Origin of the sequence: Pseudomonas putida, assembly GCF_001941965.1 — a bacterium.
GTDB classification, from domain to species: domain Bacteria; phylum Pseudomonadota; class Gammaproteobacteria; order Pseudomonadales; family Pseudomonadaceae; genus Aquipseudomonas; species Aquipseudomonas putida_L.
In genome coordinates this window covers 82,259-108,211 of sequence record NZ_MKZO01000079.1, presented here as the reverse complement: position 1 = coordinate 108,211, position 25,953 = coordinate 82,259, and the positions used below count along the sequence as shown (strand labels likewise).

Here is a 25,953-nt window from a genome sequence, read left to right as displayed (position 1 = left end):
CTCAGCTGCCCCAGGAGTCACGCAGGGACACGGTGCGGTTGAATACCGGTTGGCCTGGACGGGAGTCTTTCAGGTCGGCGCAGAAGTAGCCTTCGCGCTCGAACTGGAAGCGGTCCTCTGGCTGGGCGTTACCCAGCGATGGCTCGGCACGACAACCACGCAGCACCTGCAGCGAATCCGGGTTGATGTTGTCGAGGAAGGTGCCGCCCTCTTCGGCCTTCTCCGGGTTCGCCGCGCGGAACAGGCGATCGTACAGACGCACTTCGCACTCGACGCTGGCCTCGGCCGGGACCCAGTGGATCACGCCCTTGACCTTGCGGCCCTCGGGGTTCTTGCCCAGGGTGTCCGGGTCGTAGGAGCAGCGCAGCTCGACGATAGTGCCGTCGGCATCCTTGATCGCCTCGTCGGCGCGGATCACGTAGCTGCCGCGCAGGCGCACTTCACCGGCCGGCTCCAGGCGCTTGTAGCCCTTCGGCGGCTCTTCCATGAAGTCGTCGCGGTCGATGTACAGCTCGCGGGCGAACGGCAGGACGCGCACGCCCATGTCTTCCTTCGGATGGCGCGGCAGTTCCAGTTGCTCGACCTGGCCTTCCGGGTAGTTGGTGATCACCACCTTCAGCGGACGCAGCACGCACATGGCGCGCGGTGCGTTGCGGTCGAGGTCGTCACGGATGCTGAACTCGAGCATCGACATGTCGACCACGCCGTCGGAGCGGTTGGTGCCGATCATCTCGCAGAAGTTGCGGATCGACGCCGGGGTGTAGCCACGGCGACGGAAGCCGGACAGGGTCGACATGCGCGGGTCGTCCCAGCCGTTGACGTGTTTCTCGTCGACGAGCTGCTTGAGCTTGCGCTTGCTGGTGATGGTGTAGTTCAGGTTGAGGCGGCTGAACTCGTACTGGCGCGGCTTGGCCGGCACAGGCAGGTTGTCGAGGAACCACTCGTACAGCGGACGATGGCCTTCGAACTCCAGGGTGCAGATGGAGTGGGTGATGCCTTCGATGGCGTCCGACTGACCATGGGTGAAGTCATAGTTCGGGTAGATGCACCACTTGTCACCGGTCTGGTGATGGTGGGCATGGCGGATCCGGTAGAGGATCGGGTCGCGCAGGTTCATGTTCGGCGAAGCCATGTCGATCTTCGCCCGCAGCACGCGCTCGCCGTCCTTGAACTCGCCGGCCTTCATGCGCGCGAACAGGTCGAGGTTCTCTTCGACGCTGCGCTCGCGGAACGGGCTGTTCTTGCCCGGCTCGGTCAGGTTGCCACGGTATTCCTTGGCCTGCTCGGGGGTCAGGTCGCAGACATAGGCGTTGCCCGACTTGATCAGGTCCACGGCCCAGTCGTGCAACTGGTCGAAGTATTCCGAGGCGTAGCGCACCGGACCGGTCCACTCGAAGCCCAGCCACTTGACGTCTTCCTGGATGGCGTCGATGTACTCCTGGTCTTCCTTGGCCGGGTTGGTGTCATCGAAGCGCAGGTGGCAGGCACCGCCGAATTCCTTGGCCAGGCCGAAGTTCACGCAGATCGACTTGGCATGGCCGATATGCAGGTAACCGTTGGGCTCTGGGGGGAAACGGGTGACGATGCTGCTGTGCTTGCCCGAATCCAGGTCGGCCTGCACGATCGGGCGCAGGAAATTCACGGGAACGGCGGGCGCGCCTTTGGCGGCATTGGGAGCGGTGTCGGTGGGCTTGCTCATAGGATCCTTCGAAGTCCGGTCTGCGGCGCGGGTAGGCCGCGTGAAACAAAGCCCGTATCATAGCCGAAGCCGTCGCGCCGCCGACAGCACCACGCCGACAAACCGGCTGGATAATCACGGCGCATGGTAAAAAAATCGATTTCATCGCAGCCATAAGCTTCAAGCGGCAAGCCACAAGCGAAAACCGATGCGCTTTTTCTTGCAGCTTACGGCTTGAAGCTTGAAGCTACGCCCCCTCAAAATGCCTTCGAAAGAGCGAATCCACATATGGCCAAAGTCAAACTGAGCACCAACCACGGCGTCATCGTCCTGCAACTGGACAGCGAAAAAGCCCCGAAAACCGTGGAAAACTTCGTCCAGTACGTGCAAGACGGCCACTACGACGGCACCATCTTCCACCGCGTGATCAAGGGCTTCATGATCCAGGGTGGCGGTTTCGATGCGAGCATGGGCCAAAAGAAAACCCGCGCCAGCATCCAGAACGAAGCTGACAACGGCCTGAAGAACGACAAGTACACCATCGCCATGGCCCGTACCATGGAGCCGCATTCGGCTTCGGCGCAGTTCTTCATCAACGCCAGCAACAACGACTTCCTCAACCACAGCGGCAAGAACGTGCAGGGCTGGGGCTACGCGGTATTCGGTGCAGTGACCGAAGGCCAGGAAATCGTCGACGCCATCGAGAAGGTCGCCACCGGTTCCAAGGCTGGCCACCAGGACGTCCCGAAGGAAGACGTGATCATCGAGAAAGCCGAGATCATTGAGTGATACTGCTGATCTCCGATCTGCATCTGCAAGAAGAACGCCCGGACATTACCCGGGCGTTTCTTGATCTGCTGGCGACCCGCGCCCGGGATGCACAGGCCCTGTACATCCTTGGCGACTTTTTCGAGGCCTGGATCGGCGACGACGGCATGACGCCGTTCCAGCAGTCGATCTGCCAGGCCCTGCGTGAACTGAGCGATGCCGGCACCCGGGTGTTCCTGATGCACGGCAACCGTGATTTCCTGATCGGCCAGGCCTTCTGCAAGGCGGCTGGCTGCACCCTGCTCAAGGACCCCAGCGTGGTCGAGATGGGCGGCGAGCCGGTGCTGCTGATGCATGGCGACAGCCTGTGCACCCGCGACGAAGCCTACATGAAGCTGCGCCGCTACCTGCGCAACCCGCTGAGCCTGTGGATCCTCCGTCATCTTCCGCTGTCGACCCGGCACAAGCTGGCGCGCAAGCTGCGCAGCGAAAGCAAGGCGCAGACGCGGATGAAGGCCAACGACATCGTCGATGTCACCGCCGAGGACATACCACGCCTGATGCAACGCCATGGCGTGCACACCCTGATCCACGGCCACACCCACCGGCCGGCCATCCACAAGCTCACCCTCGACGATGGCAGTGCCGGACGGCGCATCGTGCTGGGCGACTGGGACAGGCAAGGCTGGGCGCTGCAGGTGGATGAACAGGGTTTCCAGCTGAGCCCGTTCGACTTCGCCTGATCCTCCGCCCCTCTCCAAGGATCGACCTGCCCCCTGTGGGAGCTGGCTTGCCAGCTCCCACAGGGTTCCTCGTATGCCCCCGATCGGCATTCTCATGACACTTCCGTGAATAGCCAATCACTTACAGATCAAATGGTTTCTTACCGACAGACGCGGCTTTTGCGAGTGATATCGTATAGCCACTATGTGAACCAGTTCACATCTTTGACACCGCGAACATGGATGCCGGAAACCATTGAAATAGACGGGGCGTAGTCCGAAAAGCCAGACGAGTAGGAACTTTATATGGAGATAAAACGCATGACCGAGCAAAGCATCGTTGGTGGCTGGACCCCTCTTCACACGCCGACTGCCCAGGAGAAGGAAATCTTCGCCGAAGCCACCTCGCGACTGATTGGCGCGGAATACCAACCGCTGCAAGTCCGTTCCCAGCAAGTCAACGGCGTCAACTATCAGTACGCAGCCGACCAGACCATTCCTGGCCAAAACGGCCATCGCCATGTGGCTGTGGAAATCTATGTGCCGATCGGTGGCGAACCGACCATCACTGCGATCAAGCCGCTGCTGGGCTAAGTGAGAGAACCCTCGGGCGCATGGATCGCGTGCCCGAGGGTTTCATGACGCCCCTCAATGCCCGCCCGACGCCGGCCCCGCCTTCGCCGCAAACGGCGGTTTCGCCAGCCACACCAGCAGAATCAACCCCGCGAACACCCAGCCCATCAACGTGAAGTAATCCACCGTCGACATCATGTACGCCTGACTGCTGAGCATCTGCTCCAGCTGGCGATACGCCGTGCCCCCTGCCCCGCCCATTTGGTGCAAGGCATCCCGGGTCGCCGGGTCGTAGGTGCTGATGCTTTCGCTGAGATAGGCATGGTGCTGGTCCGCCCGGCGAATCCAGATCCAGGTGGTCAGCGACGCCGCGAAGCTGCCGCCCAGGGTGCGCAGGAAGGTCGCCAGGCCCGAGCCGTCGGCGATCTGGTGCGGCGGCAGGTCCGAGAGCAGGATGCTCAGGGTCGGCATGAAGAACAGCGCCACGCCGATACCCATGAACAACTGCACCAGGGCGACATGCTGGAAGTCCACCTCGTGGGTGAATTCAGCGCGCATGAAGCAGCTCAGGCCGATCGCCAGGAACGCCAGCCCGGCCAGCAGGCGCAGGTCGAAGCGGTGCGCGTACTTGCCCACGAACGGCGACATCAAGACCGGCAGCAAGCCGATCGGCGCCACCGCCAGCCCCGCCCAGGTCGCGGTATAGCCCATCTGCGTCTGCAACCATTGCGGCAGGATCAGGTTGATGCCAAAGAACCCGGCATACCCGCCCACCAGCACGATGGTGCCGATGCGGAAGTTGCGGTGGACGAACAGCCGCAAGTTGACCACCGGGTGCTTGTCGGTCAGCTCCCAGATGATGAACACGGCGATGAACACCACCGAGATCAGGCTGCCGACCACGATGAAGTTCGATTCGAACCAGTCCAGGTCGTTGCCCTTGTCGAGGACGATCTGCAAGGCGCCGACGCCGATGATCAGGCTCAGCAGGCCGATATAGTCCATCGGCTGGCGGCTGGTCTGCACCGGCCGCGCGCGCATCTGCTGGCGGACCACGGCGGCAGCGAACAGGCCGATGGGGATATTGATGAAGAAGATCCACGGCCAGCTGTAGCTGTCGGTGATCCAGCCACCGAGGATCGGCCCGGCAATCGGCGCCACTACCGTGACCATGGCCAATAGCGCCAGGGCCATCCCCCGTTTCGCTGGCGGATAGACCGCGATCAGCAGGGTCTGGGTCATCGGGTACAGCGGCCCGGCGACAACGCCCTGCAAGACCCGGAAGCCCACCAGCTCCGGCATCGACTGGGAAATCCCGCAGAGGAACGAAGCCAGCACGAACAGCAGGGTCGCCCAGATGAACAGCTTGACCTCACCGAAGCGCCGGCTCAGCCAGCCGGTCAGCGGCAAGGCGATGGCGTTGCTCACAGCAAACGAGGTGATCACCCAGGTGCCCTGCTCCGAACTCACCCCGAGGTTGCCGGAGATGGTCGGCAGCGCCACGTTGGCGATGGTGGTGTCGAGCACCTGCATGAAGGTCGCCAGGGACAGGCCGATGGTGGTCAGCAGCAGGCTCGGCGGGGTGAACGAGGCCTGGTTGCTCATCGCTGGGCCGTCTTGTCGCTGGCGCTGTTGTCGTGGATCAGCCGGGCGATCAGGGTGTCGGCCTCGGCCAGCTGACGGTCATAGACCTGGGTGGCGAAGCTGGCCTTCTGTGGCGGCTGCTGGGCCAGGACCGGGCCGCTCTGATCGTGCAGGTCGACATCGACCATGGTCGACAAACCGATGCGCAGCGGATGCTGGGCCAGTTGCTCGGGGTTGATATGCACCCGCACCGGCACGCGCTGGACGATCTTGATCCAGTTGCCGGTGGCGTTCTGCGCCGGCAGCAGGGCGAAGGCGCTGCCGGTACCGGCGCCGAGGCTGTCGATGGTGCCGCTGTATTTCACCTCGCTGCCGTACAGGTCGGTGGTGATATCCACCGGCTGGCCGATGCGCATGTTGCGCAGCTGGGTTTCCTTGAAGTTGGCGTCGATCCACAGCTGGTCGAGGGGGATCACCGCCATGGTCGCGGTGCCCGGTTCGAGGCGCTGGCCCAGTTGCACGGTGCGCTTGGCCACATAGCCGGTGACCGGTGCCACCAGGGTGGTGCGGGCATTGCTCAGGTAGGCCTGGCGCAGCTCGGCGGCGGCAGCCTGGACTTCCGGATGGGAGGAAATCACGGTGTCATCCACCAGGGCGGTGGTGGTGTTGAGTTGCTGCTGGGCATTGCTCAGGGCGCTCTGCGCCGAGGCCAGGTCGTCACGGGCGTGGGACAGCTCTTCCTGGGAGATCGCCCCGCCGGCGGCAAGGGTCTTGCGTCGGTTGTAGTTTTCCTGGGCTTTCTGCAATTCGGCCTTGCGCGCCGCAACCTGGGCCTTCTGCCCGTCGACATTGCTGTACAGCCCGCGCACCTGGCGCACCGCCCGAGCCAGCTTGGCCTCGGCAGCCTGCAGGCCAACCTCGGCATCGCTCGGGTCGAAGCGGATCAGTTCCTGGCCAGCATGCACCAGGTCGCCATCGTCGGCGCCGATGCTGACCACGGTGCCGGAGACCAGCGGGGTGATTTCCACCACGTTGCCGTTGACGTAGGCGTCGTCGGTGCTTTCGCTCCAGCGCCCGTACAGCTCGTGCCAGGCCCAGGTGCCGACGCCGAGGGCGACGACGACAAGCGCCAGGCCGATCAGCCAGGTCTTGCGCTTGCGCTGGTTGTTGACGTCCTGCTCGTTGACGGCAGTGTCCGTTTGATTAGCCATGACGAATACCTTATGGATGAGCCGGCGATGTGCTCGCCGCCTGTTGCTGCGGTGGGTTCTGGAAGCCACCGCCGAGGGCCTGCATCAGCAGGATCGAGCGGTCGATGCGCTCGGCGTTGAGTTCGGCCAGTTGGCGCTGGGCCTGGAGCAGTTGCTGTTCGATGCTCAGCACATCGAGGAAGTTGCCGATGCCCGAGCCGTAGCGCTGCATCACCGTGTCGTAGGACTGCCGGGCGATATCGGCGGCACGCTGCTTGGCCGCGACCTGTTCGCCGAGGGCGTGCAACTGGTCGATGCTGTCGCTGACTTCGCCGAGGGCGTTGACCAGGCTTTTGTTGTACTGCGCCACCGCGAGGTCGTAATCGGCGTCGCGGGCATCGAGGTCGGCGCGCAGGCGGCCGCCGTCGAAGATCGGCAGCGAGATCGTCGGGGCGATATTGAAGAAGCGGCTCGGCGCGCCGAAGATCGCGTCCCCCAGCAGGGCCTGGGTACCGGCGGCGGCGCTCAGGTTGAGGTTGGGGTAGAAGCGGGTCTTGCCGGCATCGATGGACTTGCTCGCCGCCTCCACCCGCCAGCGCGCGGCCACCAGGTCAGGGCGGCGGCCCAGCAGTTCGGCCGGGAGCACCGATGGCAGCGCCACGGCACCGGGCTTGAGCACCGCCGGGCGGGCGATGTCGCGGGCGCGGTCCGGGCCCTTGCCGAGCAACACGGCCAGGGCGACCTGCGCGCTGCGCAGTTGCTTGGCGGCGTTGATCGCCTGCTCTTCCGAACTGGCGGCAAGGCTTTCGGTCTGCTGCAACTGGTAGTCGCTGTCGATCCCGGCGCTCAGGCGGCGCTTGCCCAGGTCGAGCATCTGCCGGGTGCGCTTGAGGTCTTCCTGGGTCAGGTCGTTGACGATATAGGCCTGGCCCAGCTGGCTGTAGGCCCGGGCCACGTCGGCGGCCAGGGTCAGGCTGGCGGCCTGGCGGTCCACTTCGGCGGCACGGGCCTGGCCGAGGGCGGCTTCCCAGGCGTCACGCTGCCCGCCCCAGAGGTCGAAGCTGTAGTTGAAATCGAGGCTGAGGCTGCGCAGGGTCGAATAGCGCCCGCCCTGCCCGGCCGGGTCCTGGTCACGGGCCAGCCGCGAGCGGCTGACGCTGGCATTGGCATCCAGGGTCGGCATGCGTTCGGCATCGGCAGCCAGGGCCGCGGCGCTGGCCTGGTGGGCGCGGGCGCTGGCGATCTGCATGTCCGGGCTGTCGCGCAGGGCTTCGCCGATCAGACCGTCCAGTTGTGGATCGCCGAGGTCGCGCCACCAGTCGCTTTTCGGCCAGGCGGCCGGCGACAGGGTCACGCCTTCGAGGGTCTTGCCGGCTTTCAGCTCGGCAGCGGACAGGCGCTTGCCGGAGGTCGACAGGCCTTCATAACTGGCGCAACCGGCCAGGCTCAGGGCAAGCACCAGCAGGCTCAGGCCGGTACGCAAGGTGGAGGTCTTCATTTATGGCCCACCCGCAGCAAGGTCAGGGCATCGCCGGCATTGACCAGGACCTTGGTCAGGATCGCAGTCAGGGTCGCCAGTTCGTCCGGGTCGAGGGTGCCGACCAGCTCGTTCATCGCTGCGGCGCCGATGTGCGGCAGGCGGTCGGCCAGCTTGCGGCCCTCGTCGGTCAGGCCGACGCGGACCTGGCGGCGATCTTCCGGGCAACGGCTACGGGCGATCAGGGCCTTCTGTTCGAGGCGGTCGAGCATGCGGGTCATGGCACCACTGTCGAGGCCGAGGTAACGGCACAGGTCGGCCGGGGTATCCACGGCGAACTGGGCAATGATGATCAGCACCTTGAACTGCGCGGCGGTAACGTCGTGGTCCTGCAGATGGGTGTCGAGAATGCGGTCCTTGACCAGCGCGGCGCGGCCGAGGAGCAAGCCGATGGTGCAGGTCTGGAAATTTTCCGGGGTGAAATGCTGCATGTGGGGAGAACCCTGCTTAGGCAGTGATGTAAGCAAATATGTCTGCTTAGGCAATAATTGTCCAGGCATTTATTAGCTTGCTTGGTATTTTGCCGATAAAAGGTTGACTGAAAAAATCGGGATTGGGCAGGAGAGTAGAGATCAGGAAAGCAACACGGACCCTGTGGGAGCTGGCTTGCCAGCGATTGGACCCGAGCTGACAACTTCATTGCCCCGGCTGGCCTCATCGCTGGCAAGCCAGCTCCCACAGGGTCCGCGTCAGTTCAAATCAAGCGGGCACGCCGCTATGGAAACGGAATTCCTCGTCCGGCGAGAGAATCAGCTCCATTTCCACCTCGCGCACCTTGTCCACGGTGCGCTGGATATCCTCGGCATCGCCGTATTGCAAGGCCAGCTTCAAATACCCTTGATAATGCCGCGCCTCGCTCTTGAGCAGGCCGTGATAGAACTTGCCCAGTTCCTCGTCCAGGTGCGGCACCAGCGCGGCGAAGCGCTCGCAACTGCGCGCTTCGATAAAGGCACCGATCACCAGCGTGTCCACCAGCTTGGCCGGCTCATGCGCCCGGGCCACGCGGCGCAGTCCCGAGGCGTAGCGCCCGGCGGACACCGGGCGCAGGGCAATCTTGCGGCGCTTCATCAGGCGCAGCACCTGCTCGTGGTGGACCAGTTCCTCCCGGGCCAGACGCGACATCATGTTGATCAGGTCGATATGCGCGTTGTACTTGGCAATCAGGCTCAGGGCGGTGCTGGCGGCCTTGAACTCGCAGTTCTTGTGGTCGATCAGCATCGTCTCCTGGTCGGCCAGCGCCGCTTGAACCCAGGCATCAGGGGTGCGGCAACCGAGGAAGGCTTCGATTTCGGGGATAGGTTCCATGATTCACGAACGGCAGGTGGACGACAGGGCCGGCGATTATACCGGCGCCGCCACCGATCACCAGTGACCCGGGGTTGATATGCGTCAAGCTGCGCCGCGGCGAACGCCGACTATAGTCAGGCATTGGTTGTCATTTCCCTGGGAGTTCCCGCTCATGCAAGCCGTTCGCAGCATTCTGGTAGTCCTCGACCCCGAGCACGCCCATAGCCGCGCCCTGACCCGGGCCAAACTCATCGCCACGGCCACCGGCGCCCGCCTGCACCTGCTGATGTGCGACCGCAAGCACGATCACAGCGCCCTGCTCAGCCTGCTGTGCAGCCAGTTGCATGACGATGGTTATGACAACGTCACCTTCGAGCAGGCCTGGCACGACACCCTGCACGAGTCGATCATCGATGTGCAGCAGGCCGAGGGCTGCGAACTGGTGATCAAGGAACATCGCCCGGACAACCCGCTGAAGAAGGCCCTGCTCACCCCGTCGGACTGGAAACTGCTGCGCCTGTGCCCGGCGGCGGTGCTGATGGTCAAGACCGAGCGGCCGTGGACCGGCGGGGTGATCCTGGCGGCAGTGGATGTCGGCAACCATGACCAGGACCACCGCGTCCTGCACGGCGACATCATCGACCACGGCTACGCCATCGCCGGACTGGCCAAGGGCGAACTGCACGTGATCGCCGCCCATCCGTCGCCGATGCTCTCGGCGGCGGACCCGGTGTACCAGTTGAAGGAAACCATCGAGCAGCGCTATCGCGAGGAGTGCGCGGCGTTCCAGGCTGAATTCGACATTGCCGACGAGCGCCTGCATGTCGCCGAAGGGCCGGCGGATGTGCTCATCCCCCATACCGCGCACAAACTGGATGCGGTGGTGACGGTGATTGGCACCGTGGCCCGGACCGGGATCACCGGGGCACTGATCGGCAATACGGCGGAGGTGGTGCTGGACTCGCTGGAGAGCGACGTGCTGGTGCTGAAGACGGCCGAGGTGGTGGCGCATTTGAACGAGCTGGCGCAGGGCTGACTTTTCCAGAGCACTCGAGGGCCTCATCGCCGGCAACGCCGGCTCCCACAAGGCTCCGCGCCGCGCGCAGTACCTGTGGGAGCCGGCGTTGCCGGCGATGAGGCCCTCAGGAACAGCACATTAACCCAGGGCATCCTTGAGAAACCCCGGCGCGATATAACGCTGGTAATGGGCCTCGGAGAGCAGGAAGAACTCGGTATCGATGGCATCGCGCAGTTCCGGCAGCTCCCACTCGCGGAACTCCGGCAACAGCGCCAGCCCGTAGGCCTCCAGCTCACGAATCACCCGCGCCCCGCGGGCGATCAGCTGGTAGGCCCAGCAATATTCCGACTGGTGGGCCACGTAGCGGATCTTGCGCTGCTCCAGCTGCTGGCGCAGGCGATCGACGTCGAACACTTCCAGCTTGGCGGTCATCACCTGCACCAGCAGTTGCTCCAGGCGCAGCCAGACGGCGCGTTTCTCGTCGTCGTTGTAGCCGTTCCAGTGGATCACTTCGTGGTGGAAACGCTTGCAGCCGCGGCACACCGTATCCCCGTAAACCGTGGAGCAGAGGCCGACGCAAGGCGTCTTGATGGACTGATTGGACATGGGCGGATCGACGGCATGGCAGTGAAACAGGCGGCCATGTTAGCCCTTTGTCTAACGGGGGTCACTCGTTAAAGTCTTCGTCGTCGCCTTACCTTTATCCGGAAATTGCCGTAGAATCACACCGCCTTTTTAGGCACCAATGTCCGTTAGAAGCTGTTTTCAAAGCGTCACGAGCACAGTCATCCGGTAGAACGGCGTTGGTTCGGAAGATTCACCAGTGAATGTTCCGGGCCAGCCCTCATCAGCCTTCCGTTCTACAGGCGTAAAACTTTGAAAGCAGCTTCTGTAAGGATTTCCTGCAACTCTGGCTACGCGGCTCAAAAAGCCGTATGTGCGCATGAGTGCGGATTTTCTGGATGAGCGTCCCGGACACCCATTTGGGACCACTGATGAGGGTAATAACTGTGCTTGAAGCCTACCGCAAACATATCGAAGAGCGCGCAGCTCTGGGTATCGTTCCCCAGCCGCTTAACGCCGAACAAACCGCAGGCCTGGTCGAGCTGCTGAAAAACCCGCCGGCCGGCGAAGAAGCCTTCCTCGTTGACCTGATCACCAATCGCGTCCCGCCAGGAGTCGACGAAGCCGCCTACGTCAAGGCCGCTTTCCTCTCCGCCATCGCCAAAGGCGAAGCCAAATCCCCCTTGATCGACCGCAAGCGTGCCGCAGAACTGCTGGGCACCATGCAGGGCGGCTACAACATCGCCACCCTGGTCGAGCTGCTGGACGACGCCGAGCTGGGCGCCGTCGCTGCCGAACAGCTGAAAGGCACCCTGCTGATGTTCGATGCCTTCCACGACGTGGCCGAAAAAGCCAAGGCGGGCAACGTCCACGCCAAGGCCGTGCTGGAATCCTGGGCTGCCGGCGAGTGGTTCACCTCGCGTCCGGCCATCGCCGAGAAGTACACCCTGACCGTGTTCAAGGTGCCTGGCGAAACCAACACCGACGACCTGTCCCCTGCCCCGGACGCCTGGTCGCGCCCTGACATCCCGCTGCACGCGCTGGCCATGCTGAAAATGGCCCGCGACGGCATCGAGCCTTCGCAGCCAGGTTCGGTCGGCCCGCTGGCCCAGATCGAAGCCGTGAAAGCCAAGGGCTTCCCGGTCGCCTACGTCGGTGACGTGGTCGGTACCGGTTCTTCCCGTAAATCGGCAACCAACTCGGTCCTGTGGTTCTTCGGCGACGACATCCCGTACGTGCCGAACAAGCGCGCCGGTGGTTTCTGCTTCGGTACCAAGATCGCCCCGATCTTCTACAACACCATGGAAGACGCCGGCGCCCTGCCGATCGAATTCGACTGCACCAACCTGGCCATGGGCGACGTCATCGACGTCTACCCGTTCAAGGGTGAAGTCCGTCGTCACGGCAGCGACGAGCTGGTCACCAGCTTCGAGCTGAAGACCGAAGTGCTGCTGGACGAAGTCCGCGCTGGCGGCCGTATCCCGCTGATCGTCGGCCGTGGCCTGACCGAGAAAGCCCGTGCCGAACTGGGCCTGGGCGCCTCCGACCTGTTCAAGAAGCCAGAGCAGCCTGCCGACACCGGCAAGGGCTACACCCTGGCACAGAAGATGGTCGGCAAGGCCTGCGGCGTGACCGGCGTTCGCCCAGGCACCTACTGCGAGCCGAAGATGACCACCGTCGGCTCCCAGGACACCACTGGCCCGATGACCCGCGACGAGCTGAAGGACCTGGCGTGCCTGGGCTTCTCCGCCGACCTGGTCATGCAGTCGTTCTGCCACACCGCGGCCTATCCGAAGCCGATCGACGTCACCACCCACCACACCCTGCCGGACTTCATCCGCACCCGCGGCGGCGTGTCCCTGCGTCCTGGCGACGGCATCATCCACAGCTGGCTGAACCGCATGCTGATGCCTGACACCGTCGGCACCGGCGGCGACTCGCACACCCGCTTCCCGATCGGCATCTCGTTCCCGGCCGGTTCCGGCCTGGTGGCCTTCGCCGCCGCCACCGGCGTCATGCCGCTGGACATGCCAGAGTCGATCCTGGTTCGCTTCAAGGGCAAGCTGCAACCTGGCATCACCCTGCGTGACCTGGTGCATGCCATCCCTTACTACGCGATCCAGAAAGGCCTGCTGACCGTCGAGAAGAAAGGCAAGAAAAACGCCTTCTCCGGCCGCATCCTGGAGATCGAAGGCCTGAACGACCTGACCGTCGAGCAAGCGTTCGAACTGTCCGACGCCTCGGCCGAGCGTTCCGCTGCCGGTTGCACCATCAAGCTGCCAGAGAAGGCGATCGCCGAGTACCTGCAGTCCAACATCACCCTGCTGCGCTGGATGATCGGCGAAGGCTACGGTGATCCGCGCACCCTGGAGCGCCGTGCACAAGCGATGGAAGCCTGGCTGGCCAACCCTGAGCTGCTGTCTGCCGACGCCGACGCCGAATACGCCGAGATCATCGAAATCGACCTGGCCGACGTCAAGGAGCCTGTGCTCTGCGCGCCGAACGACCCGGACGATGCCCGCCTGCTGTCTTCGGTACAGGGCGAGAAGATCGACGAAGTGTTCATCGGTTCGTGCATGACCAACATCGGTCACTTCCGTGCTGCCGGCAAGCTGCTGGACAAGGTCAAGGGTGGCATTCCGACCCGTCTGTGGCTGGCTCCGCCGACCAAGATGGATGCTCACCAACTGACCGAAGAAGGCTACTACGGCATCTACGGCAAGGCTGGCGCGCGCATGGAAATGCCAGGCTGCTCGCTGTGCATGGGTAACCAGGCACGTGTGCAGACCGGTTCGACCGTGGTCTCCACTTCGACCCGTAACTTCCCGAACCGTCTGGGCGACGCTACCAACGTGTACCTGGCTTCGGCCGAACTGGCTGCGGTCGCCTCGATCATCGGCAAGCTGCCGACCGTCGAGGAGTACATGGAGTACGCGAAGAACATCGACGCCATGGCGGCCGACGTTTACCGCTACCTGAGCTTCGACCAGATCGCCGAGTTCCGTGAGGCGGCTGCGAACGCCAAGATCCCGGCTGTTCAGGTCTGAAGCTAGACCCGTGTGAATGAAAAAGCCCCGTCAGTCTGACGGGGCTTTTTCGTTTCTGAGGGCCTCATCGCTGGCAAGCCAGCTCCCACAGGGATCGCATGCACCGCGGACCCTGTGGGAGCTGGCTTGCCAGCGATGAGGCCCGGGAGAACACCAAAAGATCAGAAACAAAAAAGCGGTGCCCGCCTCATGACGACCACCGCCTCTCCAGCAGAAGAAAGCGCGCTAGAACGAATCCCCCGGCACCCTCACCCACCCTTCCATCAACACCCGCGCACTACGGCTCATGATCGCCTTGGTCACGGTCCATTCACCGTTCACCTGCTGCGCCTGCGCCCCGACCCGCAGGGTCCCGGACGGATGCCCGAAACGCACGGCCTCGCGCTCGCCACCACCAGCCGCCAGGTTCACCAGGGTCCCCGGAATCGCCGCCGCCGTGCCGATCGCCACCGCCGCCGTGCCCATCATCGCGTGGTGCAGCTTGCCCATGGACAGCGCGCGCACCAGCAGGTCGATCTCACCCGCCTTGACCGCCTTGCCGCTGGACGACAGGTAATCCGCCGGCGCCGCAACGAAGGCCACCTTCGGCGTATGCTGGCGCCCCGCCGCTTCGTCGAGGTGCTTGATCAGCCCCATGCGTACCGCACCATGGGCGCGGATGGTTTCAAAACGCGCCAGTGCCTCGACATCGCCATTGATCGCGTCCTGCAGCTCGGTCCCGGCGTAGCCAATGGCCTCGGCCTTGACGAAGATGGTCGGGATCCCGGCGTTGATCATGGTCACTTCGAGGGTGCCTACGCCCGGTACTTCGAGCTGATCCACCAGGTTGCCGGTGGGGAACATCGAGCCACCAGCGCCGTCTTCATCGGCGGCCGGATCGAGGAATTCCAGTTGCACCTCGGCCGCCGGGAAGGTCACCCCGTCCAGCTCGAAGTCGCCGGTTTCCTGGACCTCGCCGTTGGTGATCGGTACATGGGCGATGATGGTCTTGCCGATATTGGCCTGCCAGATACGCACAGTGGCGATACCGTTCTGCGGGATACGGCCGGCATCGACCAGCCCGGCGCTGATGGCGAAGGAACCCACCGCCGCCGAGAGGTTGCCGCAGTTGCCGCTCCAGTCGACGAAGGCCTTGTCGATGGAGACCTGGCCGAACAGGTAGTCGACGTCGTGTTCCGGCTTGATGCTGCGCGACAGGATCACCGTCTTGCTGGTGCTGGACGTGGCTCCGCCCATGCCGTCGATCTGCTTGCCGTAGGGATCGGGGCTGCCGATCACCCGCAGCAGCAGGGCATCGCGGGCGGCGCCAGGGAGTTGCGCGGCTTCGGGCAGGTCCTTGAGGTTGAAGAACACACCCTTGCTGGTGCCGCCGCGGATGTAGGTGGCGGGGATCTTGATTTGCGGTATGTGCGGCATGAATAGGTCCTGTCAGTTCAATTGGTGAAACCCCAATCGCTGGCAAGCCAGCTCCCACAGGGATCGCGTGACCTGTGGGAGCTGGCTTGCCAGCGATGAGGCCCTGATGGGCCTCGCCGATATCAGGCAGTGCCTTCCAGGAAGTCCTGGGCAAAGCGCTGCAACACACCGCCCGCCTCGTAGATCGACACCTCTTCCGCAGTATCCAGGCGGCAGGTCACCGGCACTTCGACACGCTCGCCATTACGCCGGGTGACCACCAGGGTCAAGGTCGCCCGCGGCGTGCGCTGGCCGACCACGTCGTACAGCTCGCTGCCATCCAGCCCCAGGGTGTTGCGATTCACGCCCGCCTTGAACTCCAGCGGCAACACGCCCATGCCCACCAGGTTGGTGCGGTGGATACGCTCGAAGCCCTCGGCCACGATCGCTTCAACGCCCGCCAGACGCACGCCCTTGGCCGCCCAGTCCCGCGACGAGCCCTGGCCGTAGTCGGCGCCGGCGACGATGATCAGCGGCTGCTTGCGCTCCATGTAGGTCTCGATGGCTTCCCACATGCGGGTGACCTTGCCTTCCGGCTCGATCCGCGCCAGCGAACCCTGCTTGACCTTGCCGTTTTCCTGGACCATTTCGTTGAACAGTTTCGGGTTGGCGAAGGTGGCACGCTGGGCGGTGAGGTGGTCGCCGCGGTGGGTCGCGTAGGAGTTGAAGTCCTCTTCCGGCAGGCCCATTTTCGCCAGGTACTCACCGGCGGCACTGTCGAGCATGATGGCGTTGGACGGCGACAGGTGGTCGGTGGTGATGTTGTCCGGCAGCACCGCCAGCGGACGCATGCCCTTGAGCGTGCGCTCGCCGGCCAGGGCGCCTTCCCAGTACGGCGGACGGCGGATATAGGTGCTCATCGGGCGCCATTCGTACAGCGGCGCGACTTTCGGCCCCTTGTCCTCCTCGATGGCGAACATCGGGATATAGACCTGGCGGAACTGCTCCGGCTTGACCGAAGCCCGCACCACCGCGTCGATTTCCTCGTCGCTCGGCCAGATGTCCTTGAGGCGGATTTCCTTGCCATCGACCACGCCCAGCACATCCTTCTCGATATCGAAGCGGATGGTCCCGGCGATGGCATAGGCCACCACCAGCGGCGGCGAGGCGAGGAACGCCTGCTTGGCGTACGGGTGGATACGCCCGTCGAAGTTGCGGTTGCCCGAGAGCACGGCGGTGGCGTAAAGGTCACGGTCGATGATTTCCTGCTGGATCTGCGGATCCAGCGCACCGGACATGCCGTTGCAGGTAGTACAGGCGAACGCGACGATACCGAAGCCCAGTTGCTCCAGTTCGTCGGTCAGGCCGGCTTCATCGAGGTACAGGGCCACGGTTTTCGAACCCGGCGCCAGGGACGACTTGACCCACGGCTTGCGCACCAGGCCGGCCTTGTTGGCATTGCGCGCCAGCAGGCCGGCGGCGATCACGTTGCGCGGGTTGCTGGTGTTGGTGCAGCTGGTGATGGCGGCGATGATCACCGCGCCATCCGGCATCTGCCCCGGGACTTCTTCCCAGGCACCGGCGATACCCTTGGCAGCCAGGTCGCTGGTGGCGACACGGGCGTGCGGGTTGGACGGGCCGGCCATGTTGCGCACGACGCTGGACAGATCGAAGCGCAGCACGCGCTCGTATTCGGCATTGACCAGGCTGTCGGCCCACAGGCCGGCTTCCCTGGCGTAGGTTTCCACCAGCTTGACCTGCTGCTCGTCGCGACCGGTCAGGCGCAGGTAGTCGATGGTCTGGCCGTCGATGGCGAACATCGCGGCGGTGGCACCGTATTCCGGGGCCATGTTGGAGATGGTCGCGCGGTCGCCGAGGGTCAGGGCGCGGGCACCTTCACCGTGGAATTCCAGGTAGGCGCCGACCACTTTCTGCTTGCGCAGGAATTCGGTCAGGGCCAGCACCACGTCGGTGGCGGTGATGCCCGGCTGCGGCTTGCCGGACAACTCGACACCGACGATTTCCGGCAGGCGCATCCAGGAGGCGCGGCCAAGCATCACGTTCTCGGCTTCCAGGCCGCCGACACCGATGGCGATCACGCCCAGGGCATCGACGTGCGGGGTGTGGCTGTCGGTGCCGACGCAGGTATCGGGATAGGCCACGCCGCGCTCGGCATGGATCACCGGCGACATCTTCTCCAGGTTGATCTGGTGCATGATGCCGTTGCCGGGCTGGATCACATCAACGTTCTTGAAGGCTTTCTTGGTCCAGTTGATGAAGTGGAAACGGTCTTCATTGCGGCGGTCCTCGATGGCGCGGTTCTTCTCGAACGCCTGCGGGTCGTAGCCGCCGCATTCCACGGCCAGGGAGTGGTCGACGATCAGCTGGACCGGCACCACCGGGTTGACCTGGGCCGGGTCACCGCCCTTGTCGGCGATGGCATCACGCAGGCCGGCGAGGTCGACCAGGGCGGTCTGGCCGAGGATGTCGTGGCAGACCACGCGGGCCGGGAACCAGGGGAAGTCGAGGTCGCGCTTGCGCTCGATCAGCTGGCCCAGGGAGGCGTTCAAGGTCGCCGGATCACAGCGCCGCACCAGGTTCTCGGCGAGGACGCGGGAAGTGTACGGCAGGCGGTCGTAGGCGCCCGGGGCGATCGCATCGACCGCCGCGCGGGCATCGAAATAGTCCAGGCCGGTGCCTGGCAGGGACTTGCGGAATTCGGTGTTCATTTCAGGTCGGCTCGGTCACGGGTTCGGTTTTGTGTCGATCATTATTCTCAAGAGCCCCACTGCCCCCTGTGGGAGCTGGCTTGCCAGCGATAGGGCCAGGCCTGGCAACAAGGGTGTTCCTGCCGGCCTCATCGCTGGCAAGCCAGCTCCCACAGGTTTCAGCGGTGGACTCAAAGTCTGCTTCAGCGTTTCTCGATCGGCACGTACGCACGCTGCTCGACGCCGGTGTACTCGGCGCTCGGGCGGATGATGCGGTTGTTGGCGCGCTGCTCGAAGACGTGCGCCGCCCAGCCGGTCAGGCGCGAGCAGACGAAGATCGGGGTGAACAGCTTGGTCGGGATGCCCATGAAGTGGTACGCCGAGGCATGGTAGAAGTCGGCGTTGGGGAACAGCTTCTTCTGTTCCCACATGGTCTTGTCGATGGCTTCCGACACCGGGTACAGGACCTTGTCGCCCACCTCGTCAGCCAGCTGCTTGGCCCAGCCCTTGATCACTTCGTTGCGCGGGTCGGACTCTTTGTAGATGGCATGGCCGAAGCCCATGATCTTGTCCTTGCGCTCCAGCATCTTCAGCAGTTCGGTCACCGCTTCCTGCGGGCTCTGGAAGCGCTCGATCAGCTCCATCGCCGCTTCGTTGGCGCCGCCGTGCAGCGGGCCGCGCAGCGAGCCGATGGCTGCGGTGACGCAGGAGTACAGGTCGGACAGGGTCGAGGCGCAGACCCGGGCGGTGAAGGTCGAGGCGTTGAATTCGTGTTCCGCGTAGAGGATCAGCGAGACGTTCATCACCTTGACGTGCAGCTCGCTCGGCTTCTTGCCGTGCAGCAGATAGAGGAAATGGCCACCAATGGTGTCTTCGTCGCTGGTGCACTCGATGCGCACGCCGTGGTGGCTGAAGCGGTACCAGTAGCACATCACCGCCGGGAACAGGGCGAGCAGGCGATCGGTCCGGTCGCGCTGCTGGTCGAAGTTCAGCTCCTGCTCCAGGGCGCCGAGCACCGAGCAGCCGGTGCGCATGACATCCATCGGGTGGGCGTTGGCCGGGATGCGTTCGAGCACTTCCTTCAGGGCCTGCGGCAGGTCGCGCATGGTTTTCAGGCGGGCCTGGTATTCGTCCAGTTGCGCCTGGTTCGGCAGTTCTCCGTAGAGCAGCAGGTAGGCGACTTCCTCGAACAGGGCGTTGGCCGCCAGGTCGCGCACGTCATAGCCGCGGTAGGTCAGCCCGGCACCGGCCTGACCGACTGTCGACAGTGCGGTCTGCCCGGCCACCTGGCCACGCAGGCCGGCTCCGCTGAGTACTTTTGCTTCGGCCATGGGATCTCTCCTTTCTTGAACTTGTTATGGAAGCTATTTGGCTAATCAGGGGCCTTTGGCTCAGGCCTTTTTCTGCGCGAACAGGGCGTCGAGGCTCTGCTCGAACGCGTGGTAGTTGATGGCGTCGTACAGCTCCATGCGGGTCTGCATGGTGTCGATCACGTTCTTCTGGGTGCCGTCGCGGCGCAGGGCGGTGTAGACGTTTTCCGCGGCCTTGTTCATGGCACGGAAGGCCGACAGCGGGTACAGGGCCAGGGACACGTCGGCCGAGGCCAGTTCCTCGGTGGTGTACAGCGGCGTGGCGCCGAATTCGGTGATGTTGGCCAGGATCGGCGCGCGCACGCGCTCGGCGAAGGTCTTGTACATCGACAGTTCGGTGATGGCTTCCGGGAAGATCATGTCGGCGCCGGCTTCGATGCAGGCGGCAGCGCGGTCCAGCGCGGCTTCCAGGCCTTCGACGGCCAGGGCGTCGGTGCGCGCCATGATCACGAAGCTGTCATCGGTACGGGCATCGACGGCGGCCTTGATGCGGTCGACCATCTCCTGCTGGGAGACGATTTCCTTGTTCGGACGGTGGCCGCAGCGCTTGGCGCCGACCTGGTCCTCGATATGGATGGCCGCAGCGCCGAACTTGATCATCGACTTGACGGTACGCGCCACGTTGAACGCAGAGGAACCGAAACCGGTGTCGACATCCACCAGCAGCGGCAGGTCGCAGACGTCGGTGATGCGGCGCACGTCGGTGAGCACGTCGTCCAGGCCGGTGATGCCCAGGTCCGGCAGGCCGAGGGAGCCGGCGGCGACACCGCCACCGGAGAGGTAGATGGCCTTGAACCCGGCGCGCTTGGCCAGCAGGGCGTGGTTGGCATTGATGGTACCGACGACCTGCAGCGGGTGCTCGGCAGCGACCGCATCGCGGAAGCGCTGGCCGGGACTGCTTTTCTGACTCATGACTCACCTCGTGGGCTAGTGGCGTCCAGGTAGTGACGCTCGATGTTGCGTTTGGATGCGCCGATGTGACGGCGCATCAGGAGTTCCGCCAGTTCGCCGTCACGGTCGGCGATGGCATCGAGAATCCGGTGGTGTTCGGCAAAGGCCTGGCGCGGCCGGTTGGGCGTGGCCGAGAACTGGATGCGGTACATGCGCACCAGTTGATAGAGATCGTCGCAGAGCATCTTGACCAGGGTCTTGTTGCCGCTGCCCTGGAGGATCCGGTAGTGGAAGTCGTAGTCGCCTTCCTGCTGGTAGTAGCCGAGGCCGGCCTGGAACGCGGCATCCCGCTCATGGGTGTCCAGCACCCGGCGCAGCTCGTCGATCTCGGCTACGCTCATACGCTCGGCAGCCAGGCGGCAGGCCATGCCTTCGAGGGATTCGCGGATTTCGTAGAGTTCGATCAGCTCGGCATGGGACAACGACACCACCCGTGCCCCGACATGCGGCACCCGCACCAGCAGGCGCTGGCCTTCCAGGCGGTGGATGGCCTCGCGCAGCGGACCGCGGCTGATGCCGTAGGTGCGCGCCAGCTCAGGCTCGGAGATCTTGCTGCCCGGGGCGATCTCGCCCTTGACGATGGCGGCCTGGATACGCCGGAAGACGTTCTCGGAAAGGGTTTCCGACTCGTCCTGGACGATTCCGGGTGCTTGGGCTGCGTCCAGCATGATTGTCGACACCTTGAAAGATCAATGCGCCAAAACTAGCCAATTCAGCCATCGCAGTCAAAGACAAAATCAATATTGTCGACAATCGTCTAAGAACGAACTAAGGCGCCGCCAGCGTTGTCTCATTCGCGCTGCTGGCGTGCCACCATCCCCGTGATAGAATGCCGCCGCCCCGTTTTTTGTGGCATGGATAGTGTGTCTGTCATCTTCTTGTGTCAGACGAACGAGGAGCTTGCGCAGAATTGCCAGTGGCCTTGACCCGAATACCCCACAGCATTGCGCCAGGATCTATGAGACTTTCGCCACTTCTATTGTTGCTCGGCCTTTGTTGGTTGCCGCTCATCGCCCAGGCAACCGGCAAGACCGTGTACGGCCTCAACGAATACGCCCGGCTCGGCGACATCGACCTGGAAGTCGCGGCCAAGCTCGACACCGGCGCCAAGACCGCCTCCCTCAGTGCCCGCGATATCAAGCGCTTCAAGCGCAACGGCGAGTCCTGGGTGCGCTTCTACCTGGCCATCGACGCCGCCCACAGCCATCCCATCGAACGCCCGCTGGCGCGGGTCAGCAAGATCAAGCGCCGCGCCGGCGACTACGACCCCGAGGAAGGCAAGGCCTACACCGCCCGCCCGGTGATCGCCCTGAACATTTGCATGGGCACGGCCCTGCGCGAAATCGAAGTGAACCTGACCGACCGCAGCGCCTTCCAGTTCCCGCTGCTGATCGGTTCCGAGGCGCTCAAGCACTTCGACGCGCTGGTCGACCCCAGCCTAAAATACGCGGCCGGCAAACCTGCCTGCGCCACTGAAGCTCACACCGCAGAGTAATTCCGATGCGCTCTCTTACCCTTCATCTGAAAGTCCTGATCACCGTCCTGGTGCTGCTGGGCGTGCTGATCACGGCCTATCAGATCTTCTTCCTCGGCATCCCGGTGACCGAGGACGAGACCGACGACCTGTGGAACATCGACGCCAAGGTCGAGTTCGTCGCCACCCCGAAGGACCCGGTCAAGGTGCAGATGTTCGTGCCACCGCTGAACCAGGACTACGTCAGCCTCAACGAGAGTTTCATCTCCAATAACTACGGGGTCAGCGTCAACCGCGTCGACGGCAACCGCAAGGTGACCTGGTCGGCGCGCCGCGCCAGCGGCAACCAGACCCTGTATTACCGCCTGGTGCTGACCAAGCGCTACAGCAGCGAGAAGCCCAAGATCAAGGGCCCGACCTTCCGCGACAGCCTGCCGGTGGACGGCCCCGAGAAGATCGCCGCCGAAGCCCTGCTGGCGCCGATCCGCCAGCACTCCGCCGACGTCGAGACCTTCGTCAGCGAGACCATCAAGCGTGTCAACAATCTCAACGACGACAACGTCAAGCTGCTGCTGGCCGGCGACACCTCGGTACAGAAGAAGGCCAAGGTCATCGACCTGCTGCTGTCCATCGCCCATGTGCCGCTGGAGCGCGTGCAGACCATCCGCCTGGTGGCCGACCAGCCGCAAACCCCTGAACTGTGGCTGCGCAGCTTCAACGGCAACGACTGGCTGTACTTCAACCCGGACAACGGTGAGCAGGGCCTGCCCAGCGACCGCCTGCTGTGGTGGACCGGCGACGACAACCTGGTCACCGTCGACGGCGGCAAGAAGGTCAACGTCAGCTTCAGCCTGAACAACAGCGAGATGAACGCCATCCGCCTGGCCAAGCTGACCGACGAGAACACCGACGCCGACTTCCTCGAATACTCGCTCTACGGCCTGCCGCTGCAGACCCAGCAGACCTTCATGATCATGGTGATGATCCCGATCGGCGTGCTGGTGATCCTGATCCTGCGCAACCTGATCGGCCTGCAGACCCTGGGTACCTTCACCCCGGTGCTGATCGCCCTGGCCTTCCGCGAGACCCAGCTGGGCTTCGGCATCGTGCTGTTCACGGTGATCACCGCCCTCGGCCTGTCGCTGCGCTCGTACCTGGAACACCTGAAGCTGCAGATGCTGCCGCGCCTGTCGGTGGTGCTGACCTTCGTCGTGGTGCTGATCGCCGCGATCAGCCTGTTCAGCCACAAGCTGGGCCTGGAACGCGGCCTGTCGGTGGCGCTGTTCCCGATGGTGATCCTGACCATGACCATCGAACGCCTGTCCATCACCTGGGAAGAGCGCGGCGGCGGCCACGCCATGAAAGTCGCCATCGGCACCCTGTTCGCTGCGTCCATCGCGCACCTGCTGATGAGCGTGCCGGAGCTGGTGTACTTCGTCTTCACCTTCCCGGCGGTACTGTTGATCCTGGTGGGCTTCATGCTGGCGATGGGTCGCTACCGCGGCTACCGCCTGACGGAGCTGGTTCGCTTCAAGGCTTTCGTAAAGGCTGACGCTTGATGTTCGGACTCTGGAAAACCTGGAAGGCCCTGGAAGCCCGGGGCATCATGGGGATCAACCGGCGCAACGCGGACTATGTCCTGAAGTACAACAAGCGCCATCTGTACCCCATCGTCGACGACAAGATCATCACCAAGGAACGGGCGATCCAGGCCGGCATCCATGTGCCGGAGATGTACGGGATCATCTCCACCGAGAAAGAGATCGAGAAGCTCGACGAGATCATCGGCGGGCGCAGCGACTTCGTCATCAAGCCGGCCCAGGGTGCCGGCGGTGACGGTATCCTGGTCATCGCCGACCGCTTCGAGGACCGCTACCGCACGGTCTCGGGCAAGATCATCAGCCACGAGGAAATCGAGCACCAGATTTCCAGCATCCTCACCGGCCTCTACTCCCTCGGCGGGCACCGCGACCGCGCGCTGATCGAGTACCGGGTGACCCCGGACCAGATCTTCAAGAGCATCAGCTACGAAGGCGTGCCGGACATCCGCATCATCGTGCTGATGGGCTACCCGGTGATGGCCATGCTGCGCCTGCCGACCCGCCAGTCCGGGGGCAAGGCCAACCTGCACCAGGGCGCCATCGGCGTCGGTGTAGACCTCGCCACCGGCGTGACCCTGCGCGGCACCTGGCTGAACAACATCATCAGCAAGCACCCGGACACCACCAACGCGGTGGACGGCGTGCAACTGCCGAACTGGGACGGCTTCATGAAGCTTGCCGCCGGCTGCTACGAGCTGTGTGGCCTGGGCTACATCGGTGTGGACATGGTGCTGGACCAGGAAAAGGGTCCGTTGATCCTCGAACTCAACGCCCGCCCCGGCCTGAATATCCAGATCGCCAACGACTGCGGCCTGACCCAGCGCACCCACGCCATCGAGGCCCATCTCGAAGAACTGGCGAAGGACGGCAGGCAGGAAACCGCCGAGGAGCGCGTGCGCTTCGCCCAGCAACTGTTCGGGCACGTTCCTTCGCAGCAGTAAAAGACGTCCGCCCCGGACACGGGGCGGTCGCTCAAACCCCTAGGAGCAATTCCTTTGGGGGTCTACAATGCCTCCCCCGCCTCGCCAACCGTTCAGACGAATGCCGACCTGCACCCTGGTTCCCCTGCCCTATCAGCCCGACCCGGCCCTTTATTTCGCCCGTGTGCGCCATGCGCCCGGCGCCGTGCTGCTGGACAGCGCCCGCCCTGGTGCCGAGCGCGGCCGCTTCGACCTGCTCAGCGCCTGGCCGCTGCGCAGCCTGGTGGCGGAGGATGGTGAACGCGGCACGGCGTACCTGCAGCGGCTGCGGGACAGCCTTGCCGAGCTGGGCGAGGCGCAGTTGCCTGATGGCGTGGAACTGCCGTTTGCCGGCGGCCTGATCGGTTACCTGAGCTACGACTTTGGCCGGCGTCTGGAACTATTGCCGGAGCTGGCCCGGGACGATCTCGGCCTGCCCGATGCCACCCTCGGGCTGTATGGCTGGGCGGTGATCAGCGATCACCGACTGATGACCAGTCAGTTGCTGTTCCACCCTGCCCTGCCTGCCGAGGAATGCCAGCGCCTGGTCGAGCTGTTCAGTCAGCCAGCAGAAGCGGACCCGGGCAGCGGTTTCCGCCTCGAAGCACCGATGCGCGGCGACCTCAGCGCCGAGGACTATCGCCAGGCGTTCGACCGCGTGCAGCAGTACATCCAGGCCGGCGACTGCTACCAGATCAACCTGACCCAGCGCTTCCGGGCGCCGTGCCAGGGCGATCCGTGGAGCGCCTACCAGGCGCTGCGCGCGGCCTGCCCGACGCCGTTTTCCGGGTTCCAGGTGCTGGAGGACGGCAGCGCGCTGCTCAGCCTGTCGCCAGAGCGCTTTATCCAGGTCAGCAAGGGTCAGGTGGAAACCCGTCCGATCAAGGGCACCCGGCCGCGCAGTGCCGATCCCGAGCAGGACCGCGCCAATAGCGAAGAACTGCTGGCCAGCAGCAAGGACCGCTCCGAGAACCTGATGATCGTCGACCTGCTGCGCAACGACCTGGGTCGTACCTGCGAGATCGGTTCGGTGCGGGTGCCGGAGCTGTTCAGCCTGGAGAGTTATCCCAACGTCCACCATATGGTCAGCAGCGTGACCGGGCGCCTGGCGGCCGACAAGGATGCGCTGGACCTGATTGCCGGAAGTTTCCCGGGCGGGTCGATCACTGGCGCACCGAAGATCCGCGCGATGGCGATCATCGACGAGCTGGAGCCGAGTCGGCGGGCGCTGTATTGCGGATCGTTGCTGTACCTGGACGTGCGCGGGGAGATGGACAGTTCCATCGCCATCCGCAGCCTGCTGGTGAAGGATGGGCAGGTGTGCTGCTGGGGCGGCGGCGCCGTAGTGGCGGACTCGGAGTGGGAGGCCGAGTATCAGGAGTCGATTACCAAGGTGCGGGTGCTTCTGGAGACTCTTCAGGGTCTTTGAGGGCCTCATCGCCGGCAAGCCAGCTCCCACAGGTTCGGCGGCGCACGCGGTCACTGTGGGAGCTGGCTTGCCAGCGATAGGGCCCTCACAGGCCCTGC

The 25,953-nt window shown here is 64.2% G+C and carries 21 protein-coding genes; 9 read left to right on the top strand and 12 right to left on the bottom strand.

The features are described 5' to 3' along the window. Nucleotide 1: 1 nt before the first annotated feature. Complete coding sequence (locus tag PSEMO_RS31770; RefSeq protein ID WP_075806816.1) at nt 2-1,699, bottom strand: glutamine--tRNA ligase/YqeY domain fusion protein; 1,698 nt, start codon at nt 1,697-1,699, stop codon at nt 2-4. Between the two features lie 267 nt (nt 1,700-1,966). Between PSEMO_RS31770 and PSEMO_RS31765 the strand changes: the two genes are divergently transcribed. The 3 genes from PSEMO_RS31765 (at nt 1,967) to PSEMO_RS31755 (ending at nt 3,762) form a co-directional block, all read left to right on the top strand. Continuing rightward, on the top strand, nt 1,967-2,467 hold the full coding sequence (locus PSEMO_RS31765) for a peptidylprolyl isomerase (RefSeq protein ID WP_075806815.1): 501 nt from the start codon (nt 1,967-1,969) through the stop codon (nt 2,465-2,467). Further along, a complete protein-coding gene (locus tag PSEMO_RS31760) occupies nt 2,464-3,189 on the top strand; it encodes a UDP-2,3-diacylglucosamine diphosphatase (protein ID WP_075806814.1) in 726 nt (241 codons plus the stop codon). Before PSEMO_RS31765 ends, PSEMO_RS31760 begins: the two co-directional genes overlap by 4 nt. A gap of 300 nt (nt 3,190-3,489) precedes the next feature. Beyond that, nucleotides 3,490-3,762: a hypothetical protein gene (locus PSEMO_RS31755; protein ID WP_075806813.1), complete on the top strand. Its 273-nt coding sequence runs from the start codon at nt 3,490-3,492 to the stop codon at nt 3,760-3,762. 54 nt (nt 3,763-3,816) lie between these two features. Here PSEMO_RS31755 and PSEMO_RS31750 read toward each other — a convergent pair whose 3' ends face one another. The 5 genes from PSEMO_RS31750 to PSEMO_RS31730 form a co-directional block, all read right to left on the bottom strand. Continuing rightward, on the bottom strand, nt 3,817-5,346 hold the full coding sequence (locus PSEMO_RS31750) for a DHA2 family efflux MFS transporter permease subunit (RefSeq protein WP_075806812.1): 1,530 nt from the start codon (nt 5,344-5,346) through the stop codon (nt 3,817-3,819). Next, nucleotides 5,343-6,536, bottom strand: a complete 1,194-nt coding sequence (locus PSEMO_RS31745) for an HlyD family secretion protein (protein WP_075806811.1) — start codon at nt 6,534-6,536, stop codon at nt 5,343-5,345. The genes PSEMO_RS31750 and PSEMO_RS31745 overlap by 4 nt, the downstream gene beginning before the upstream one ends. Nucleotides 6,537-6,546: 10 nt before the next feature. Then, nucleotides 6,547-8,013, bottom strand: coding sequence for an efflux transporter outer membrane subunit (locus tag PSEMO_RS31740; RefSeq protein ID WP_075806810.1), 1,467 nt, complete (start codon nt 8,011-8,013; stop codon nt 6,547-6,549). After that, nucleotides 8,010-8,483: a MarR family winged helix-turn-helix transcriptional regulator gene (locus PSEMO_RS31735; protein WP_075806809.1), complete on the bottom strand. Its 474-nt coding sequence runs from the start codon at nt 8,481-8,483 to the stop codon at nt 8,010-8,012. The genes PSEMO_RS31740 and PSEMO_RS31735 overlap by 4 nt, the downstream gene beginning before the upstream one ends. A gap of 268 nt (nt 8,484-8,751) precedes the next feature. Next, nucleotides 8,752-9,357 carry a tRNA-(ms[2]io[6]A)-hydroxylase gene (locus PSEMO_RS31730; RefSeq protein WP_075806808.1) on the bottom strand — a complete coding sequence of 202 codons (606 nt, stop codon included), beginning with the start codon at nt 9,355-9,357 and terminating at the stop codon, nt 8,752-8,754. A gap of 154 nt (nt 9,358-9,511) precedes the next feature. On the opposite strand from PSEMO_RS31730, the gene PSEMO_RS31725 reads away from it, so the two are divergent. Beyond that, complete coding sequence (locus tag PSEMO_RS31725; protein ID WP_075806807.1) at nt 9,512-10,375, top strand: universal stress protein; 864 nt, start codon at nt 9,512-9,514, stop codon at nt 10,373-10,375. A 120-nt stretch (nt 10,376-10,495) separates the two neighbouring features. Here PSEMO_RS31725 and PSEMO_RS31720 read toward each other — a convergent pair whose 3' ends face one another. After that, complete coding sequence (locus tag PSEMO_RS31720) at nt 10,496-10,963, bottom strand: DUF1289 domain-containing protein (protein ID WP_075806806.1); 468 nt, start codon at nt 10,961-10,963, stop codon at nt 10,496-10,498. A gap of 404 nt (nt 10,964-11,367) precedes the next feature. On the opposite strand from PSEMO_RS31720, the gene acnB reads away from it, so the two are divergent. Further along, nucleotides 11,368-13,968 (top strand): bifunctional aconitate hydratase 2/2-methylisocitrate dehydratase, encoded by a 2,601-nt coding sequence (gene acnB / locus PSEMO_RS31715; RefSeq protein WP_075806805.1) that lies wholly within the window; start codon nt 11,368-11,370, stop codon nt 13,966-13,968. A gap of 225 nt (nt 13,969-14,193) precedes the next feature. On the opposite strand, the gene prpF is transcribed toward acnB, so the two are convergent. The 5 genes from prpF to PSEMO_RS31690 all read right to left on the bottom strand — a co-directional run bounded on the left by prpF (nt 14,194) and on the right by PSEMO_RS31690 (nt 21,060). Further along, on the bottom strand, nt 14,194-15,384 hold the full coding sequence (gene prpF, locus PSEMO_RS31710; protein WP_075806804.1) for a 2-methylaconitate cis-trans isomerase PrpF: 1,191 nt from the start codon (nt 15,382-15,384) through the stop codon (nt 14,194-14,196). A 122-nt stretch (nt 15,385-15,506) separates the two neighbouring features. Then, a complete protein-coding gene (gene acnD / locus PSEMO_RS31705) occupies nt 15,507-18,092 on the bottom strand; it encodes a Fe/S-dependent 2-methylisocitrate dehydratase AcnD (RefSeq protein ID WP_075806803.1) in 2,586 nt (861 codons plus the stop codon). A 182-nt stretch (nt 18,093-18,274) separates the two neighbouring features. Beyond that, the gene (gene prpC / locus PSEMO_RS31700) at nt 18,275-19,402 is read right to left on the bottom strand and encodes a bifunctional 2-methylcitrate synthase/citrate synthase (protein ID WP_075806802.1); all 1,128 of its coding nucleotides are present in this window, start codon (nt 19,400-19,402) and stop codon (nt 18,275-18,277) included. Between the two features lie 60 nt (nt 19,403-19,462). Beyond that, complete coding sequence (gene prpB, locus PSEMO_RS31695) at nt 19,463-20,353, bottom strand: methylisocitrate lyase (RefSeq protein ID WP_075806801.1); 891 nt, start codon at nt 20,351-20,353, stop codon at nt 19,463-19,465. Beyond that, the gene (locus tag PSEMO_RS31690) at nt 20,350-21,060 is read right to left on the bottom strand and encodes a GntR family transcriptional regulator (protein WP_075806800.1); all 711 of its coding nucleotides are present in this window, start codon (nt 21,058-21,060) and stop codon (nt 20,350-20,352) included. The genes prpB and PSEMO_RS31690 overlap by 4 nt, the downstream gene beginning before the upstream one ends. A gap of 290 nt (nt 21,061-21,350) precedes the next feature. Here PSEMO_RS31690 and rloA point away from each other — a divergent pair, with 290 nt between their 5' ends. The 4 genes from rloA to pabB all read left to right on the top strand — a co-directional run bounded on the left by rloA (nt 21,351) and on the right by pabB (nt 25,855). Next, the gene (gene rloA / locus PSEMO_RS31685; protein ID WP_075806799.1) at nt 21,351-21,887 is read left to right on the top strand and encodes a retropepsin-like aspartic peptidase RloA; all 537 of its coding nucleotides are present in this window, start codon (nt 21,351-21,353) and stop codon (nt 21,885-21,887) included. A gap of 5 nt (nt 21,888-21,892) precedes the next feature. Next, nucleotides 21,893-23,425, top strand: coding sequence for an osmotic stress tolerance membrane protein RloB (rloB, locus tag PSEMO_RS31680; protein ID WP_075806798.1), 1,533 nt, complete (start codon nt 21,893-21,895; stop codon nt 23,423-23,425). After that, nucleotides 23,425-24,408, top strand: coding sequence for an alpha-L-glutamate ligase-like protein (locus PSEMO_RS31675; protein WP_075806797.1), 984 nt, complete (start codon nt 23,425-23,427; stop codon nt 24,406-24,408). The genes rloB and PSEMO_RS31675 overlap by 1 nt, the downstream gene beginning before the upstream one ends. A gap of 100 nt (nt 24,409-24,508) precedes the next feature. Further along, nucleotides 24,509-25,855, top strand: a complete 1,347-nt coding sequence (pabB, locus tag PSEMO_RS31670) for an aminodeoxychorismate synthase component I (RefSeq protein WP_075806796.1) — start codon at nt 24,509-24,511, stop codon at nt 25,853-25,855. Nucleotides 25,856-25,953 lie beyond the last annotated feature (98 nt).